General features: G+C 72.4%; 12 protein-coding genes. 5 read left to right on the top strand and 7 right to left on the bottom strand.

Annotation, left to right across the window (positions count from 1 at the left end):
• Nucleotides 1-227: 227 nt before the first annotated feature.
• Nucleotides 228-1,229 carry a LacI family DNA-binding transcriptional regulator gene (locus ACZ4MU_RS28475; protein WP_467881970.1) on the top strand — a complete coding sequence of 334 codons (1,002 nt, stop codon included), beginning with the start codon at nt 228-230 and terminating at the stop codon, nt 1,227-1,229.
• 24 nt (nt 1,230-1,253) lie between these two features.
• On the opposite strand, the gene ACZ4MU_RS28470 is transcribed toward ACZ4MU_RS28475, so the two are convergent.
• Nucleotides 1,254-1,520: a hypothetical protein gene (locus tag ACZ4MU_RS28470; RefSeq protein WP_467881968.1), complete on the bottom strand. Its 267-nt coding sequence runs from the start codon at nt 1,518-1,520 to the stop codon at nt 1,254-1,256.
• Nucleotides 1,521-1,696: 176 nt separating this feature from the next.
• Between ACZ4MU_RS28470 and ACZ4MU_RS28465 the strand changes: the two genes are divergently transcribed.
• Nucleotides 1,697-3,070, top strand: coding sequence for a M20/M25/M40 family metallo-hydrolase (locus ACZ4MU_RS28465; protein WP_467882111.1), 1,374 nt, complete (start codon nt 1,697-1,699; stop codon nt 3,068-3,070).
• 194 nt (nt 3,071-3,264) lie between these two features.
• A complete protein-coding gene (locus ACZ4MU_RS28460) occupies nt 3,265-4,794 on the top strand; it encodes a YfcC family protein (RefSeq protein WP_467881966.1) in 1,530 nt (509 codons plus the stop codon).
• Between the two features lie 10 nt (nt 4,795-4,804).
• Here ACZ4MU_RS28460 and ACZ4MU_RS28455 read toward each other — a convergent pair whose 3' ends face one another.
• Together ACZ4MU_RS28455 and ACZ4MU_RS28450 are read right to left on the bottom strand one after the other, a co-directional pair.
• A complete protein-coding gene (locus ACZ4MU_RS28455; protein WP_358835243.1) occupies nt 4,805-5,194 on the bottom strand; it encodes a hypothetical protein in 390 nt (129 codons plus the stop codon).
• A gap of 335 nt (nt 5,195-5,529) precedes the next feature.
• Entirely contained in the window at nt 5,530-6,447 is a 918-nt protein-coding gene (locus ACZ4MU_RS28450) for a MurR/RpiR family transcriptional regulator (protein WP_467881963.1), read from the bottom strand.
• Nucleotides 6,448-6,830: 383 nt separating this feature from the next.
• Between ACZ4MU_RS28450 and ACZ4MU_RS28445 the strand changes: the two genes are divergently transcribed.
• Nucleotides 6,831-6,992, top strand: coding sequence for a hypothetical protein (locus ACZ4MU_RS28445; protein ID WP_467881962.1), 162 nt, complete (start codon nt 6,831-6,833; stop codon nt 6,990-6,992).
• Between the two features lie 31 nt (nt 6,993-7,023).
• Here ACZ4MU_RS28445 and ACZ4MU_RS28440 read toward each other — a convergent pair whose 3' ends face one another.
• Both ACZ4MU_RS28440 and ACZ4MU_RS28435 read right to left on the bottom strand, forming a co-directional pair.
• Nucleotides 7,024-9,018, bottom strand: coding sequence for a glycoside hydrolase (locus ACZ4MU_RS28440; RefSeq protein WP_467881961.1), 1,995 nt, complete (start codon nt 9,016-9,018; stop codon nt 7,024-7,026).
• 112 nt (nt 9,019-9,130) lie between these two features.
• Complete coding sequence (locus tag ACZ4MU_RS28435; protein ID WP_467881959.1) at nt 9,131-9,949, bottom strand: endonuclease/exonuclease/phosphatase family protein; 819 nt, start codon at nt 9,947-9,949, stop codon at nt 9,131-9,133.
• Nucleotides 9,950-10,371: 422 nt separating this feature from the next.
• On the opposite strand from ACZ4MU_RS28435, the gene ACZ4MU_RS28430 reads away from it, so the two are divergent.
• On the top strand, nt 10,372-12,681 hold the full coding sequence (locus tag ACZ4MU_RS28430) for a C40 family peptidase (protein ID WP_467881957.1): 2,310 nt from the start codon (nt 10,372-10,374) through the stop codon (nt 12,679-12,681).
• 119 nt (nt 12,682-12,800) lie between these two features.
• Here ACZ4MU_RS28430 and ACZ4MU_RS28425 read toward each other — a convergent pair whose 3' ends face one another.
• A complete protein-coding gene (locus ACZ4MU_RS28425; RefSeq protein ID WP_467881955.1) occupies nt 12,801-14,603 on the bottom strand; it encodes a S8 family peptidase in 1,803 nt (600 codons plus the stop codon).
• A gap of 229 nt (nt 14,604-14,832) precedes the next feature.
• Nucleotides 14,833-16,347, bottom strand: coding sequence for an alpha/beta hydrolase (locus ACZ4MU_RS28420; protein ID WP_467881954.1), 1,515 nt, complete (start codon nt 16,345-16,347; stop codon nt 14,833-14,835).
• Between the last annotated feature and the right edge of the window lie 110 nt (nt 16,348-16,457).

The following is a 16,457-nucleotide window of genomic DNA, read 5'->3' as shown; positions in this document are numbered from 1 at the left end:
CTCCGGATTGTTGAGGTGTCCCTGACGACACGTCAAGGGCCCGGCACGTAACAAGCCGGGAACCGGACGTCGGGGATGGGAACGTTACCAAGTCCGGGCCCCGCGAGGGCTCAGGCCGCACCAGCGGCCCCAAGGTCGGCTCATCCGGCCTGACATGCGGCTCCGTCTGCAATCATCGACACATCACCGTCCGTCGTCCGGGGACGGACGCGCCGCCGAGGAGAGCCGTGAAGCGCCCGACGATGAAGGACGTGGCCCGCGCCGCCGGAGTCAGCCCCATGACCGTGTCGCGCGCGGTGTCGGGCGAGCCCGGAGTCTCCCCCGGAACGGCCGCCCGAGTCGAGCAGGCCGTACGGCAGTTGGGCTACCAGCGCAACGACAACGCCCGCAACCTGCGGCGCAAGAACCCCGGCACCTCCACGATCGGGCTCGTCGTGGACGATCTGGCCAACCCCTTCTACGCGCTGATGGCCCGCTCGGTGGAGGACGAGGCGCACCGCCGCGGCTGCCTCGTCCTCGTCGGCAGCACCAACGACGAGCCGCGCCGCGAACGCGAGGTCATAGCGGCCTTCACCGCCCGCCAGGTGGACGGCCTCCTCCTGGTCCCCACCCTCGGGGGCCACGGCTTCCTCAAACAGCCGATGGAGGGCGGCACCCGGGTCGTCTGCGTGGACCGGCCCGCCAAGGGGCTGGCCGTCGACACCGTCACGGTCGACAACCGGGCGGGGGCGGAGCGGGCCGTACGCCATCTGCTCGCCCGGGGCCACACCCGGATCGCCTACCTCGGCGACCGGTTCGGCATCTGGACCCAGCGCGAGCGCCACGCCGGCTACCTCGACGCGCTGGCCGCGCACGGCATACCCGAGGACCCCGCGCTCGTACGGCACGAACTGCGCAGCCGGCCGGACGCGGCGGCGGCCCTGGGCGCGCTGCGGTCGCTGGGCCGGCCGCCCACCGCCGTCTTCACCACCAACGACGTCATCACCATGGGGGTGATGGGCGCGCTCAAGGACACCGACCGCGTCGACGTCGTCGGCTTCGACGACTTCCCCCTCGCCGACCGCCTCAGCCCGCCCCTCAGCATCGTCAGCCAGGACCCGGTCGCGCTCGGCGCCACCGCCGCCCAGCTGCTGTTCTCCCGGATCGACGGCGACCGCTCGGCGCCCAGGTCCGTCGTCCTGCTCACCCGGCTGATCGTCCGGGGCGGCCCGGAACGGCACGGCCGCTGACGCCGCGCGGCGCGGCGGCCGCGGTCAGGGGGTGTCGCCCGCCCAGTCCCAGTGGTGCGGATCGCCCGGCCGCGGCCCGTACCGAGCACGGCCGCCCGGGCCGTGCGAGCCGATCTCGGTGGCGAGGGCCGCGCCTTCGCCCAGCTGCCGCTCGCTCCAGCCGGTGACGTCGAGCAGCAGCCCGTCCAACGGCCCCGCCACCAGCTCGCGGTAGACACGCCCCGGCCTCGGTCCGGGGTCCGGATCCTCGTGGTCGGCCCCGTAGACCCGGCGCCGTATCAGCTCGTCCATACCCGCCAGCGTGCCACCCACCACTGACAACGCCGGTCCGGACGCGGTGACCCGGGTGCGCCGCCCGGGGTGCGGCCCCGCGTCCGGTCACCGATCGTGGTGTCCCGATGGCATTCGGCATCCGCCGGCCCGGTCGCCGGGCGCGGGCGGCGGAGCGGCAGTCAGGGCGGCGCGCGATGGAGCTGGAAACCCGAGTCGACGGTCTCATGGACGGGCTCCACGCCGACCTGGAACGGCTGGCGGCGATCCCCTCGATCGCCTTCCCGGGCTTTCCGCCCGGCCCCGTCGAGGAGGCGCACGACCTGGTGGCGGCGCTGCTCCGGGACGCCGGGGTGCCCCATGTCAAACGGCTCGACCTCCCCGGCACCGCCCCGGTGGTCTACGGGCGGATCCCCGCCCCCGCCCCGGACGCTCCCACCGTCCTGCTCTACGGCCACTACGACGTCCAGCCGCCCGGCGACCAGACCCTGTGGCTCTCCCCGCCGTTCGAGCCGACACCCGTCGAGGGCGGCCTGCGCGCCCGGGGCATCGCGGACGACAAGTCCAACGTCATCGCCCACGTCGGCATGCTGCGCGTGTACGGGGGACGGCCGCCCGTCGGCGTCACGATCGTGATCGAGGGGCAGGAGGAGTACGGCAGCGCCTTCGACACCTACCCGCCCACCGACCCCGGGCGGTTCGCCTGCGACGCGATGGTCGTCGCCGACCTCGGCAACCTCCGCCCCGGCACGCCGACCCTGACCACCGGGCTTCGCGGGGCCGCCGAGGTGACCGTCGAGGTGCGCACCCTGGACGAGCCGCGTCACAGCGGCGAGTTCGGCGGGGCGGCGCCCGACGCGCTGCTGGCCCTGCTCAAGGCCCTGGCCACGCTGCACGACGTACACGGCGACGTGGCCGTGGAGGGTCTGCGCCGGGACGCCTGGACCGGGACGACGTACACGGAGGAGGAGTTCCGTTCGCTGGCGGGTGTACGGGAGGGGCTTCCCCTGATCGGGTCGGGGTCGCTGGGAGAGCGGCTGTGGAGCGGGCCCGCGATCACGGTGATCGGTCTGGACGCGCCGGCCGTCGAGCACGCGGCCTCGGCGGTGGTCCCTTACGCCCGGGCCAAGCTGAACCTGCGCTTCCACCCCCTCCAGGACCCGCGTGAGGCACAGCGGAGACTCGTCGACCATCTGCGCGCGCTGCGCCCCTTCGGCATCCCGCTGACCGTCACCCCGGGCGACACCGGGCCCGGTTACGAGGCCGCCACCGGCGGTCCCGCCCACCGGGCCGCGCTCACCGCGCTCAAGGAGGCGTGGGGCGAGGAGGCCTCGTACGTCGCCACCGGCGGTTCCATCCCGCTGGTCAACGGCCTGGCCAAGGCGGCGCCCGGCGCGGAGGTGCTGCTGTTCGGGGCCCAGGACAGCATGTGCAACCTGCACGCCCCCAACGAACGGGTCCTCTTCTCCGAACTGCGCAACACCGTCATCGCCCTCTCCGCGTTCGTCCGCGAGTACGCGAAGGACTTCGCGGAGCGCGGCGCGGGCGGCCCCGGCCTGGTCGGGATGTGAGCGGGGTGGGTGGCGTGGACGGACCTCGTGGGACGGCTGGGGCCGGGGGGACGAGTGGGGCCGGCGGGACGGCGGGGCCCGGGCCTTCGGGGCCGCCCGGGCCGGGAGGACCGGACGCGGCCGGTGGGCCGGTGGGTCCCGGTGAGCCGGGCGGGCCGCTGGAGCCGGTGGGGCCCGGTGAGCCGGGTGGGCCCGTGGGGCCGGGTGGGACCGCCTCGTCCGAGCCGCCCGGCCCTCCGCCGAAGCGGAGACTCGCGTTTCCGAGTGCGCTCACCGTCCTCGCGATCGTGACGGTCGCCGTGTGGCTGCTCGCCTTCCTCATCCCCTCGGGCCAGTACGACCGCGACGACAAGGGCGCGCCGGTCCAGGGCACCTATCACCGGGTCTCCTCCGGCCAGAGCTTCGTCGACCGGCTCAACGACCTCTTCCTGGCCCCGGTCAACGGTCTGTACGGCATCCGGGCCTCCACCTCGGGCGCGGTCGGCCCCGATCTGACCGGTGATCTGTACGGCAGCGCGGGGGTGTTCCTCTTCGTCCTGGCGATCGGCGCGTTCATCACCGTCGTCTTCGCCACCGGCGCCCTCGACCGGGGCATCGAGCGCCTCGCCCACCGGCTGCGCGAGCGCGGCGCCCTGCTGATCGCGGGGGTGATGCTGGTCTTCTCGGTGCTGGGCACGGTGGAGGGCTTCGCCGAGGAGACGCTCGGCTTCTACGGGCTGCTCGTGCCGATGATGCTCGCGCTCGGCTACGACCGGATGGTGGCGGTCGGCACGGCGATCCTGGGTGCAGGGGTGGGCGTACTCTGCTCGACCGTCAACCCCTTCGCCACGGGCGTCGCCTCCTCCGCCGCGGACATCTCGCTGGGCGACGGCATCGCGCTGCGCTTCGTGATGTGGCTGGTGCTGACGGCGGTGACCATCGCGTACGTCGTGCGCTACGCCCGGCGCGTCCAGAAGGTGCCCGGGCGCTCGCTGAGCGGTTTCCTGCCCGGCGACCGCGAGCGGACGGCGACGGACGCGGGCGAGGCCCCGCGGCTCACCGGCACGCACAAGGCCGTGCTGGTGGTGCTCGGCCTCGTCTTCGCCTTCATGATCTTCTCGGTCGTGCCGTGGTCGAGCGCGCTGACGGGCAAGGCCGACGCCACACCGTACGCCTTCGAACTCGGCTGGTCCTTCCCGCAGTTGGCGGCGCTCTTCCTGTGCGCGGCCGTGCTCGTCGGGGTGGTGGCCCGGCTCGGGGAGCAGAAGACCAGCTCGACGATCGTCCGGGGCGCGGGAGACTTCGTCTCCCCCGCACTCGTCATCATGCTGGCCCGCGGGGTCACCGTGATCATGAACAATTCGCGGATCACGGACACGGTCCTGCACTCCATCGAGGGCGTGGTGAAGGGCACCTCGTCGGGCGTGTTCACCATCATCGTCTTCGTGGTGAACCTGCCCCTGGCCTTCCTGATCCCCTCGACCTCCGGCCATGCCACCCTCGCCATGCCGATCCTCGCCCCGCTGGCCGACTTCGCGGGCGTCTCGCGCGCGGTGGTCGTCACCGCCTGGCAGGCGGCGAGCGGCTGGATGAACCTGTGGGTGCCGACGACGGCGGTGACAATCGGCGGCGTCGCCCTCGCCAAGGTCGGCTACGACAAGTACCTGCGCTTCGTCTGGCCCCTGCTGGTCATCCTTGCCGTCCTGATCTGCGGATTCGTGGCACTGGGCGCGGCCGTGACCTGAGTGTCGGGGCCTACACCCTGCGGTGGGCCGGGTGGTCGCCCATCAGGGCGTCCGTCACCAGCCGCACGCCGCGGGCGAGCCGGCCCAGCTGGTCCAGCTCCGTCGCGTACATGCGGATGGTGTTCTCGATGACCGCCTCCGCGACGCCGAGCGTGGGCAGTTCGGCGCGGCTGGTCTGGAGGGCGACCCGGACCGCGCGCATCTCGTGCTGGAGCTGGAGCTGCGCGTGCCGGGCGAGGATGACGTGGTGGCGGGTCAGCGGCGAGTAGCCGGCGTAGCGGGCCGGCAGCAGGTCGCGCAGCCAGCGGGTCGCGGTGCGTTCCCAGTCCCGCGTCCCGGGCTCCTTGACCTGACAGGGCCAGTCGGGGCTGAGCGCGATGGTGGGGGCCGTGTGGGGCATTCTCGTCGCTTCCGAAGTTGTCGAACTCTGATCGAGAGGTGGGGAGGGGGCGGCCCCGGCCTAGGGGTTGGCCGAGGCCGCCCGTGGGCGTCCGCCCGGATCCGAAAGCCTGGATCGGACCTCCGGCTGACGCGAGGAGGGGGGCGTCACGTCGGCTGTCCGCTCTGGGAGGGCGTGGGGAAGCGCCTTCCTTGGCATCTTGGGGATCGGGGGATCGCCTCCGCCTCAGTAAACATATATACCGTTGAGTAAACAAGGGTATGAAAAAATTCATGCGCCCGTAAGGTGTGAAGATCTTGCGGACCCCGACGGGAGAATCGGACCCCAATCGGGTCCTACAGGAAGAAACCGTGCTGGTCGGCGGCCTGCTCGTACTCCTCGAGCCGCGCCTGTGTCCGCTCCGGATCGGCGTCCGCCATCGCCTGGAGAAGAGCGGCCGCGAGAACGCCGGGGGCCGCGTACGAGTCGAACACCAGCCGCGACCCGGTGCCCGCGGTGAAGGCCACGTCGGCCTCGTCGACCAGCGGCCCCAGGGTGGTGTCCGTGATCAGCGCGACACGCAGCCCCGCGCTGCGGGCGGCCCGGAGCGCCGCCAGGGTCTCCTTGGCGTGCCGGGGCATGGCGAAGGCCAGCACCCACGTGCCGCCCGCCGAGCGGGACTGGAGCAGCGCGTCGTAGGCGACGCTGCCGCCGCGCGTCACCAGCCGCACATCGGGGTGGATGCGCCGGGCCGCGTACGCGAAGTACTCCGCCAGGGACACCGAGATCCGCAGCCCGAGGACGGTGAGCGGGACCGAACCGGCCAGCTCTCGGCCGGTCTCCAGGACCTGGTGGGTGTTGGCCACCAGCCTGCGCACGTTCTCCAGGTTCTCGATCTCGGCGTCGACCGCCGCCTGGAGCTCGTTGTGGCGGATCTCCTCGCGGGTCTCGGGCGAGCCCGCGACCGCGCTCAGCGCGATCGGCTGGAGCACGTCCCGCAGGGCCGGATAGCCGCTGTAGCCGAGCGAGACGGCGAAGCGGGTCACGGACGGCTGGCTCACCCCGGCCCGCTCGGCGAGCTCGGTGATGGAGAGGAACACGGCCTCGGTGAGGTGGTCGATCAGGTACTGGGCGATACGCCGCTGCCCCGGCGAGAGGCGGTGGCCGTCGAAGAGGGCCCGGACCCGGTCCGCCGCGGGGCGCTCGTGGTGCGACGCCAGCCCGCTCGGCGTGATCGCGGCCGCCTGGGCGCGCGCCTTCTGCCCCGATGACACCGGCGGGCCTCCTTCTCATGCCATGTGTGCTCAAAACATAGCTCACCGCCGCCACGGGCAGGCTCCCGTTCCACCCGCTGGTCACCCGCGTACGCGCGGGGCGGCGGCTGCCACGCCCGCGCCCTCGTGGCGGGCGCCGCCCTCCCGCCGCGCGCACCTGCGCCGGCCGGAGGCGCCTCGCCCGCGCCGCCGCCCACCGCGTCACCACCGGGGGGCCCGCCGTCTCCGGGCGGGCCGAACGCGGCCGCGCGCGGGGCCCGTTGGGCGCCGCGGCGAAGGCGGTCGCGGCCGTGGCAGGACCCGCCGTGCCCGACCGCCCTCCCGCACCGCCTAAAATCGTGCCGCCGGCGGGACGCGCCGGCGGCCAGGAGGGACAGCGCGCGGTGAACAGCGACAGTGACGTACCGATCTACGCCCAGCTCATACGGGAACGGGGTGACGTCCCTGGCGACGTGCGCCGGGAGGCCGAGCAGATCCAGCGGCACCTGGAGCAGGTGATCACGCCGTTCCGCCCGGGTCTGCCGACGCCGGGCTTCTTCCGCTGACCACCCGCCCCACCGTATCGGCGCGAGCCGGTCAGGACCCCGCCTTCGGGCACAGCAGCCTCGGCCCGCCCTCGCCCTTCAGCCTGGCGCTGACGCATCCGGCGGGGACGCCGTGGGACGCGGTGGCCCCGAAGTTGGCGGTCACCGTCAGCACACCGGCGCCGAAGACGGTGCGCTGCACGGCGCGGTCGGCGGTCAGCCGGCGGAAGGACGTCAGCCGCTCGGTGGCCGCCTTCTGGTGCAGCGGGGCGAAGTACCGTTGCAGCGCGGCCAGTTCGGGCCCGTCCTTCTTCAGGGCCGGGCCGTCGAGGACGTAGTTCAGCGGGATGTTGTAGAGCATCGCCAGCAGCGCCCGGTCCTTCTTCTGCCGCGGCAGCTTGCCGTAGGACAGCTCCCAGCGCTCCACGTTGACCAGCGAGCCGTGCAGAGCGGTCTCGTACAGCGGGACGCGGTACTTGGGGTCGTACATCTCCCGGGCGAGGTCGGCGGGGAGGCCGACCGGCTTGAAGAACGTCCTGGGTGCCTTCTCCGGGGCGTAACCACCCCACACCTCCTTGTCGCGCTGGAGCGCCCACAGGCCGTTGCCGACGGGGGTGGCCGACCCGTGGTCGAAGGCGAGGACCTGGTTGGCCCAGGCCCCGGCGGACTCGGAGCCGAGGACGAGTGGGCGGTCGGTGAGGCGCTTCATCCGGGCGAGGCGGTTGGCCCGGTCCTGGGCCTTGGTCATGGGATGGGCGGCGCTGTGGTCCCGGAAGAGGTCCCCTGCCGCGTCGACGTCGAGGAAGTAGCTGTCGGCGCCGTTGGCCACCATGTGGCGGGTGCGGTCGGCGAGGAGGTGCCTGCCCGGCTCGGCCTGCTCGAACGCCTGCGAGCTGAGGTAGCAGCCCCGGTTGCCGAACCCGGTCTCCGGCTTGCCGCGCGCGTCGGTCACGCAGTGGTCGGGGTAGACCCGGCCCGGCCACGCCGAGCTCGGGGAGTCGGCGGTGGCGGGGTCCTGCCCGTTGGCGAAGGAGTCGTACGGGCCGACGAGGTAGCCGTTCTTCTCGGCGGTGCTCACGGCCTCGGCGCTCATCGGGTCGTTGCCGGCGTCGTAGCCGAGCCACATCCGGCTCACCCCCAGCCGGTGCAGCTCCCGCACGCCCTTCGGGGTGCGCGCGTCGCCCCACAGATAGGCGTGGAAGGCGCCGAGGAGCCTGCCGTCGGCCGGGTTTGACCTGATCTTGTCGCGGAGGCTGCCGAGCCTGCCGTGTTCCAGGAGCCAGTCGCGGTAGTCGACGGCCGGTGCCACCGGGTTCCCGTCGGTGAGGGCGAAGGTGACGGTGTACGCGCGGGTGTCCTCCCCTCGGTCGAAGGTGTGGGTGGCCGTGCCGCGCAGCCGGCCCCGCTCGGAGGCGAACCGCAGCGAGGTGCCGATGTCGGTGGGAACGAGGTAGCTCGCGCCGCGCCCGCCGTACGTATAGCCCCACATCGGCAGGGTGAGGGCGCCGGAGCCCAGGTCGATCGGGTCCCCGGTGAGCCCGCGCTCGGGCGCGCTCCAGAAGGCGTCGTCCACGGGGATGCTCAGGCCCTCGCCACGCGGCAGCTGGAGGTCGGAGGCGGACGCGTCGGTGCCGGTGACCGGCCAGCGCACCTCCCCGTCGCGCCCGGCGGCGAGATCGACGCGGAGCCGCCCCCGCTCGGCGACGGCCGTGACGGTCAGGCCCTTGGCGGGGTACGTCCAGCGGGCTCCCCCGCGGATCTCGGTGACCGGGCCGGGCCGGCCGAGGCCGGTGGCGGCCGGGGCGGACAGCTCCACCTCTGCCCCGGACGCGGGGTGTGCCCGTACGGCCAGTGAGGCGGTGTCGATGACGGCGGTGCCGCCCCGGACGGGGACGGTCACCTTGCCGTCCCCGGCGTGGGCGGCGGAGACTTCGGCGCCGTTCGCCGTGGTGCATCCGGCGAGCGCGGCGAGGGCGAGGAGGGCGGCGAGGCCACGGGCGGCGGCACGGCCCGGTGTGCGGGTCCGGGCCGGAAACGTTGATCTCATGGGTCGTGGATAGTCGTGCGCCGTAAGAGGGTTCTAAGAGGGCCGGTTTCCCCGCCCCCGGTCGAGCCGTCCGCGCCACCGCCCGGATGCTCCCCGGTCGGCCCACACGCCGCTAGGGAAGGGTGATCTCGACGCGGAGCGGCAGGTGGTCGGAGGCTTCGCTGTCGAGGACCCGCGCCTGCCGGGCGGCGACGGTGGACGAGGCGAGGACGTAGTCGATGCGCTTGCGCGGGTTGCGGACGTCGAAGGTGTATCCCGCGCCCTCCCCCGCCTTGCGCCACACATCGCCGAGGAGCCGGGTCAGCACGCCGACCTCCCCGGCCGCCGGTGGGGCGTTGAGGTCGCCCATCAGCACGGTGGGACGGCTGGAACCCTTGATGACGTTGCCGACGGCGTCGGCCTGGGCGAGGCGTTCGGCCTGCGAGGTGTGCTCCAGATGGGTGTTGAGGACGCGCACCGCCGTGCCGTTCACGTCGATGTCCGCCTCCAGCAGACCGCGTTGCTCACCCTGGCGCGGGCGGGGCAGCGGGGTGTTGTGCGCCGCGACGACCGGGAACCGGGACAGGATCGCGGTCCCGTACTCCCGGCGCGGAGCTCCGGCCTGCGGCGGGTCGAGGCTGAGGTTGGCGCCGTAGACCACCTGCATCCCGAGCCGCTCCGCGAGCCAGCTCGCCTGGTCCACGAAGTCGCTGCGCGCGTCGTAGTGCCGGTCGACCTCCTGCAGGCCCACGACATCGGCACCGCTGTCCTTCACCACCCCGGCGATCCGGTCCAGTGCGAGGGTGTTGTCGGAGTCCGCGCCGTGGTGGATGTTGTAGGTCAGTACGGTCAGGGGCTGAGGTGCGGCCGCCGCCGAGGACGTCGGTGTGACGGCCAGGGGGATGAGCATCAGGGCGAGGGCCAGCGCGGGCCTGGCGCACACACGGATCACGGAACACCTCTGTCTTCTTCGAAGTCTGCGGAAGTCGTCGTACGGGGCCGCGCACGACCCGGAGCATGCCGACACGCCCTGACGGGTGGGGGCTGTCCGGGACCGTCAGAGCGACATCGGCGCGGGCGTGGGCGGGACGGGATGGGTTCGCTGCCTTGCTGTCTAACTCCCCGCTTACCGAGCAAGGTTGACAAAAATCATCCGATCGGATGGAAATTCGCCCTCGCGGCACGGGTGGAGCGACGACAGCGAGGAGCTTTTCGGCGCCTTGCGGGCGGACCCGGTCCCGCCTCCCGGGGATGCCCTCAAGATCCACTTTGACCGTGCACGGTCAACGCTATGATCCGTGCGCGCGTACCCGGCCGACCGGGGGGTCGGCTTTCCGCCAACGGGTACGCGCACCCCCCTGACCAAGGAGAAACATGACCTCACAGGTCGCACGGGCGCCGGGGCGCCCGCAGAGCGTGTGGCACCGTGCCCTCGCCATGGCCGCCGGTCTGATCATGGCCATCGGCACCCTGCTCTTCACCGGCACCACCACCGCCCACGCGGACGACGCGCACGAGCTCACCTACACCCTGGCATCCGTCGACAAGGGGTCCGCCGAGCCCGCGGCGTGGCAGGTCGCGGCGATGGCCGAGTGGCGGTTCGCGCAGTACTTCGCCTTCGACACCGACTGCAAGGGGCAGCTCAAGCCCGGCGCGAAGTGCATGCTCTCCTACCTCGGCACCGAGAACCCGGTGCAGGCCACCGACGTGTACACCACCGGTTTCCGGCTGGTCTCGCTGCCCGGACACTCCGAGGGCGCGGGCCGCGCCATCGTGTTCTGGATCGAGCGCACGGACAGCGCGCTGCTGCTGCACGTACGGGCGGACGGGCCGTGGAGCCTGAGCGAGTGGCTCACGTACAACACGCCGGTCGCGAAAATCATCTGGGACCAGTACGCCAAGAACCTGTCGTACGGGATCACCCACGGCGAGTGGCACCAGTGGGCGTATCCCGACGGCTTCCTCGAACACCTCGACTCGCAGTGCCGCTACCCGGTCGACCTGGCGCGCAACGCCCACATCCCCTGCGAGATGGGGCACCTGTACTGGCCGTGGCAGTACGGTCCGCCGGACGGGCAGAACACCTGGGGCTGCGCCGCCCACGGCGGCGCGGTCTCCCCGGCCGCGAACCGGGCGATCGACGCGGCGTGTTCGCAGGTCGCGGCGGGCACCTGGTACAGCTGGGGCGGTGGCCACGGCGCCTCGCCCGGCGCCTCCTACGGGTGGGTGGACCAGTCGGATCCCGAACGCAGCAGGAACGACCCGTACCGCAAGGGTTTCGACTGCTCGGGCCTGGTGCGGTGGGCCTGGTCGCAGGCGGTGGGATACGACGTCATGGGCAACACCACCGCCGCGGGCATCTTCAGCCTGCCCGGCCAGCGGCTCGGCACGGACACCTCGGCGCTCAGCCCCGGCGACATCGTGTTCTGGGGCAGACGGTCGGTGCACCACGTCGCCATCTACCTCGGCGCGGGAAAGATCGTCGAGGCACGGGAGTCCGACACCCATGTGATGGTCTCGGACCTCAACAGCCACAACATGGGTGACTACGCCGGTGGCCTGCGGTTCATGGGCGGGGCCGGTTCCGGCAACCACATGACGTGGGGCACGGGCATCAACGTCCGCTCGTCCGCCTCCCGTTCGGCCTCGGTTCTCACCACCTTCCCCGGCCCGACGGCGATCGCGATCGACTGCCAGAAGCACGCCGAGACGGTCACCGCCGAAGGCATCACCAACGACGTCTGGTCCCATCTGCCGGACTACGGCGGCTGGGTCAGCAACATCTTCGTCAAGGGCGCCTACTGGCTCGACGGTGTGCCCGACTGCGGCGGCGCGGGCGGCTCCGGGGAGCACTCGACCTGGGGCGACAGCGTCAACGTACGCTCCACACCGTCGCGCTCCGGCTCGGTGGTCACCACCTTCTCCGCACCCACCGCCATCCACATCGACTGCCAGAAGCACGCGGAGTCGGTCACGGCCGAGGGCATCACCAACGACGCCTGGTCGCACCTGCCCGACCTGGGCGGCTGGGTGAGCAACATCTTCGTCAGGGGCGCGGCCTGGCTCGACGGTGTGCCGGACTGCGGCGGCGGCACCTCGACCGGCTCCAACGGCACCTGGGGCACCGATGTGAACACCCACGCCCACCCCACCACCACGTCCGAGGTGAAGAGCACCTTCTCCGGGCCCACCCCGGTGAAGATCAGCTGCCAGAAGCACGCCCAGTCGGTGACCGCCGAGGGCGTCACCAACGACGTGTGGTCGTACCTGCCGGACTACGGGGCGTGGATCAGCAACATCTACCTCAAGGGCCCGGCCTGGCTGGACGGGGTGATGGACTGCACCCGGCCGCCGGCCCTGGACCCGGACACCGGTAGCGGGGGCGGCACCAGCGCGGGCGCCGACGGTATGTTCAGCACCTGGGGCACCGGGGTGAACACCCATGCGCGCCCGTACGTCACCTCCGACGTGAAGAACACCTTCAGCGGCCCGACCCAGGTCAGGATCGGCTGCCAGAAGCACGCGCAGACGGTCACGGCCGAGGGCGTCACCAATGACGTGTGGTCGTATCTGCCGGACTACAAGGCGTGGATCAGCAACATCTACCTCAAGGGCCCGGCCTGGCTGGACCGGGTGATCGACTGCACCCGGCCGCCCGCCCTGGACCCGGAGACCAGGGCCTGACCGCTGTGCGGTGACGGCAAGAGGCCCGGGCGCCCGCTCCCTTAACGGAGTGGACGCCCGGGCCTTTCGTTGTTCGCGGGCCCGCGGCCTCAGAACGCCGAGGTCCAGCTGTGGCAGCCTCAGAAGGTCAGGCTCCAGCTGTCGATCCGGCCGGTGTCACCACCCGCGTTGTCGTTGACCCGCAGCTTCCACGTGCCGTTGGCCACCCGCGCGGAGGCGTCGACGGTGTACGTCTGGTGGATGTCGTCCGCGCTGCCGCCGGTGTGGTTGTGCAGGGTGTACACGGTGCCGTCGGGGGCGACGAGGTCCACCTTCAGGTCACCGATGTAGGTGTGCACGATGTTCACCCCCACCTTGAGTGCGGCCGGGGCGTTTCCGGTCACCCCGGTGACGGTGAGGGGACTCTCCACGGTGGTGTTGTCGTTGACGGCGACATCCGCCGTGTTCTCGAAGTACTTCCCCGGCGGGACGGTGGTGCCGACCGCCTTGAGCGCGTCGACCTGGCCCTCGCCGAAGAACGCGTTCTTCGCGGTGGTGCCGGTGCACCGGCTGTCCGACGGGCAGGCGACGTCGTTGGCCTGGACGGCCAGCTTGTCGCGGAGCTGGGCCGGGGTGAGGCCCGGGGTGGCGCTCGCCAGGAGCGCGGCCACACCCACGACGTGCGGGGAGGCCATCGAGGTACCGCTCTTCGTGCCGTACTTGCCGCCCGGCAGGGTGGAGTAGACACCGCTGGAGCCGTCGCCGCCCGGGGCCGCGACGTCGATGACGCCGTTGCCGAAGTTGGAGTAGGACGCCTTCACGTTGCCGCTGCCCATCGCCGAGACGGTGACAACGCCCGGCAGCTCGGTCGGGATGTCGAGGCAGGCGTTGGTGATACGGCGGGTGGTGGGCGTCGAGTCGTTGGGGCTCTCGGTGTCGGTCGTCTTGTTGGCCAGGTCGTAGTCGGCGTTGCCCGCGGCGGCGACCTGGAGGGACCCCTTGCCCTCGGCGTACACCTGGGCGCGCCGCACACCCTCGATGATGGCGGCCTGGTCGGCGTTGTCCGGGCAGTTGAACTGCCACGGATCGGTGTAGTAGCTGTTGTTGGTGACCTTGAAGCCGTGGTCACCGGCCCACACCAGACCGCAGACGGTGTTCTCGGCGTAGAAGAGGGTGGAGCCCGGCTCCGCGAGACGGACCGAGGCGATCTTCACCCCCGGGGCGACGCCCACCACGCCCTTGCCGTTCCTGGCGGCGGCGATCGTGCCCGCCACGTGCGTGCCGTGGCTGTCGACGTCGCGCCAGGCCCCGGCGCGGGTGTCCGGCTTGCCGTAGGCGCAGGAGACCGAGTCGGCGGTGTCGAAGTTGGCGGTGAGGTCCTGGTGCTGGTCGTCCACACCGGTGTCGAGGACGCCCACCTTCACCGACGACGATCCCGTGGAGACGGCCCACGCCTGGTCGGCCTTGATCTGGCTCATGTCCCAGCGCACCGGCTCCCCGGCCGGGGTGGTCGACTGCGCGGGGTTGGCGGGGAGCGCCGGATTGTAGGCGTCGGCCGGGACGTCGGCGGTACGGGTGGCGCCGACCTGCTGGACTCCGCTGACGCCCCGCATGGTGGCGGCGAAGGTGCCGGAGGCGGAGTGGGCGACGATGACGCCGATCGCGTCGAAGGAGGAGAACACCGTGCCGCCGTTGGCGGTGACGGCCGAGCGCACCGCCGAGGTGTCACCGGGGGCGGTGATGACCAGGTAGGCGCGGGTGCCCGCGGCCCAGGCCGCCGTGGTGCGGGCCGTGACCGACGCGGCCGCGCGGGCCGGGCCGGTGGCGGACGGGGCGACGGGCTGGGTGCTCGCGAGGGCGGGAGCCGCGAAGGTCAGCGCGGCTCCGAGGGCGACGGCCCCGGCCAGGAGGCGTCGGGGGCGTCTGGATATGGGGGGTATCAATGCGTCCTCCGATGACCCGGCGGGCACGGGTGGCACCTACCGGGTCGTACGAAACGAGTGGTGGACGCAAGATGTCAGATGATCAGCCGGGGAGGGAAGTGTCTTTCACGGTCCGGGTGTTCATCTGCGGCGCTCGCCCCGGCCCCCCACGCACATGATCGCGGCGCTTCGGGCCGGAGCCGGCCCCATTGCCGCGTTGAGCGGGGGGGGGAGGCGTCCGGCCGGTGGGTCAGCCGGCGCAGTAGGTGTCCCGCTCCGGTCGCTCCCCCGTGGTGAGGAAGGCCGTGACCGCGCGGTCGCCGCACGCGTTCCCGTTGTCCAGGTACATCCCGTGGCCGCCGTGGTCCACCGTGACCATACGGGCCCTGTCGCCCCACGCCTGACGCATCTTCAACGCGCCGAAGTAGGGCGTCGCGGGGTCGCGCAGCCCCTGGATCATCAAGACGTTGGACGGGCCGTCGTCGGTGATCCGGACCGGCTTCTCGGCGGGTCCCTCCTTGGAGAAGGCGCAGGGCACGATGTTGACCGGGCTGCCCGCCGTGAGGGGGTGGCGGGCCCGGTCGGCGGCGACCGCCCGCTCGTACGAGGAGATGGACTTGGGCCAGCTCACGTCGTTGCAGAGCACCGCCACGGTGGCCGCCGCGTCCTGGTCGCTCATGGGCTCGGCGAGCGGCGGGGGCAGGACCGGGGTCGCGCCGGGGTCCTGGGCCTGCTGGATGAGGCGCGCCAGCATGGGGAAGGAGCGGTCCGAGTCGAACGCCAGCTGAAGCGCCTGGCGCAGGTGGTTGCCGGTGAGTGCGACACCGTCCGTGGTCGTCCGCCTCGGCCGCACGTCGAGCTCGGCCGCCAGCGCGAGGAACAACGGCCGTACGTCCGCGGCACGTTGGGCCACTCGCAGCCCCTGGGCGTCCCTGGCCGGGTCCGAGGCCCACGCCGCGAAGTCCGGGAAGCGGATGTCGGCCGCCGGTGCCATGTTCGCCAGCCAGCCGCGTTCGACGCGGCTCGGGTCGGGGTCGCCGTTGCTGTCGAGCACCCAGCGGTCGGTGTGCTGCGGGTACGACTGCGCGTACACCGCGCCCACGTAGGTCCCGTACGAGACGCCGTACGCCGAGAGTCTGCGCTCGCCGAGCGCCTGGCGGAAGCGGTCGATGTCGCGGACCTCGTTACGGGTGGTGAAGCTGCGCAGTACCGCGCCCCCGTTGCGTTCGCAGGACTCGGCGACGCGGCGGGACCTGGCGGCGTTCTCGCTGATGTCACCGCCGGGTCCCGGCCAGGACCGCAGGTTCACCAGCATGCGGTCGTCGGCGGCGAGCCCACAGCTCGCCGTGGTGCTGGCGCCCACGCCGCGCGGGTCGAGGCTGACGATGTCGTAGGCGTCGCCGGTCTTCTCGCGCAACGCGGCTCCCTGCTCGGCCAGTTGCCGCACTCCGGAGCCGCCGGGCCCGCCGGGGATCACCAGCAGGGCCCCGCGCCGCTTGTCCGTGTCCCGACTGCGCAGCCGGGACACAGCGACGGTGAGGCCGTGGCCCCCCGGGTGGGCGTAGTCGAGCGGCACGGGCAGCGAGGCGCACTCCTGCCCGCTCACGGCGTCGTCGAAGGCGCAGGGCTTCCAGTCGAGGACGGGCGATCCGGAACCGGCGGAGCGGGCCGGGGCGGCGGTGGCGGTGGCGGTGGCGGTGAGGACCGTGGTGGCGGCCGCGAGGGAGAGGGCGAGCGCAAGGCCTCTGGTGCGGTAAGTCGTCATGTGACAAGGGTGGTTGAGGGCCGCACGTGGTCCCATCCGGCAGGCAGGCCGACCGGAGTGGGGTTATCCCCCGGGCTGCCCGGCAGGGGGACCGGGGGACCACTTGCGGC

The organism is Streptomyces sp. NPDC026377, from assembly GCF_055567715.1.
The sequence above is the reverse complement of the archived record's forward strand: the minus strand, read 5'-3'. Positions and strand labels throughout refer to the sequence as shown.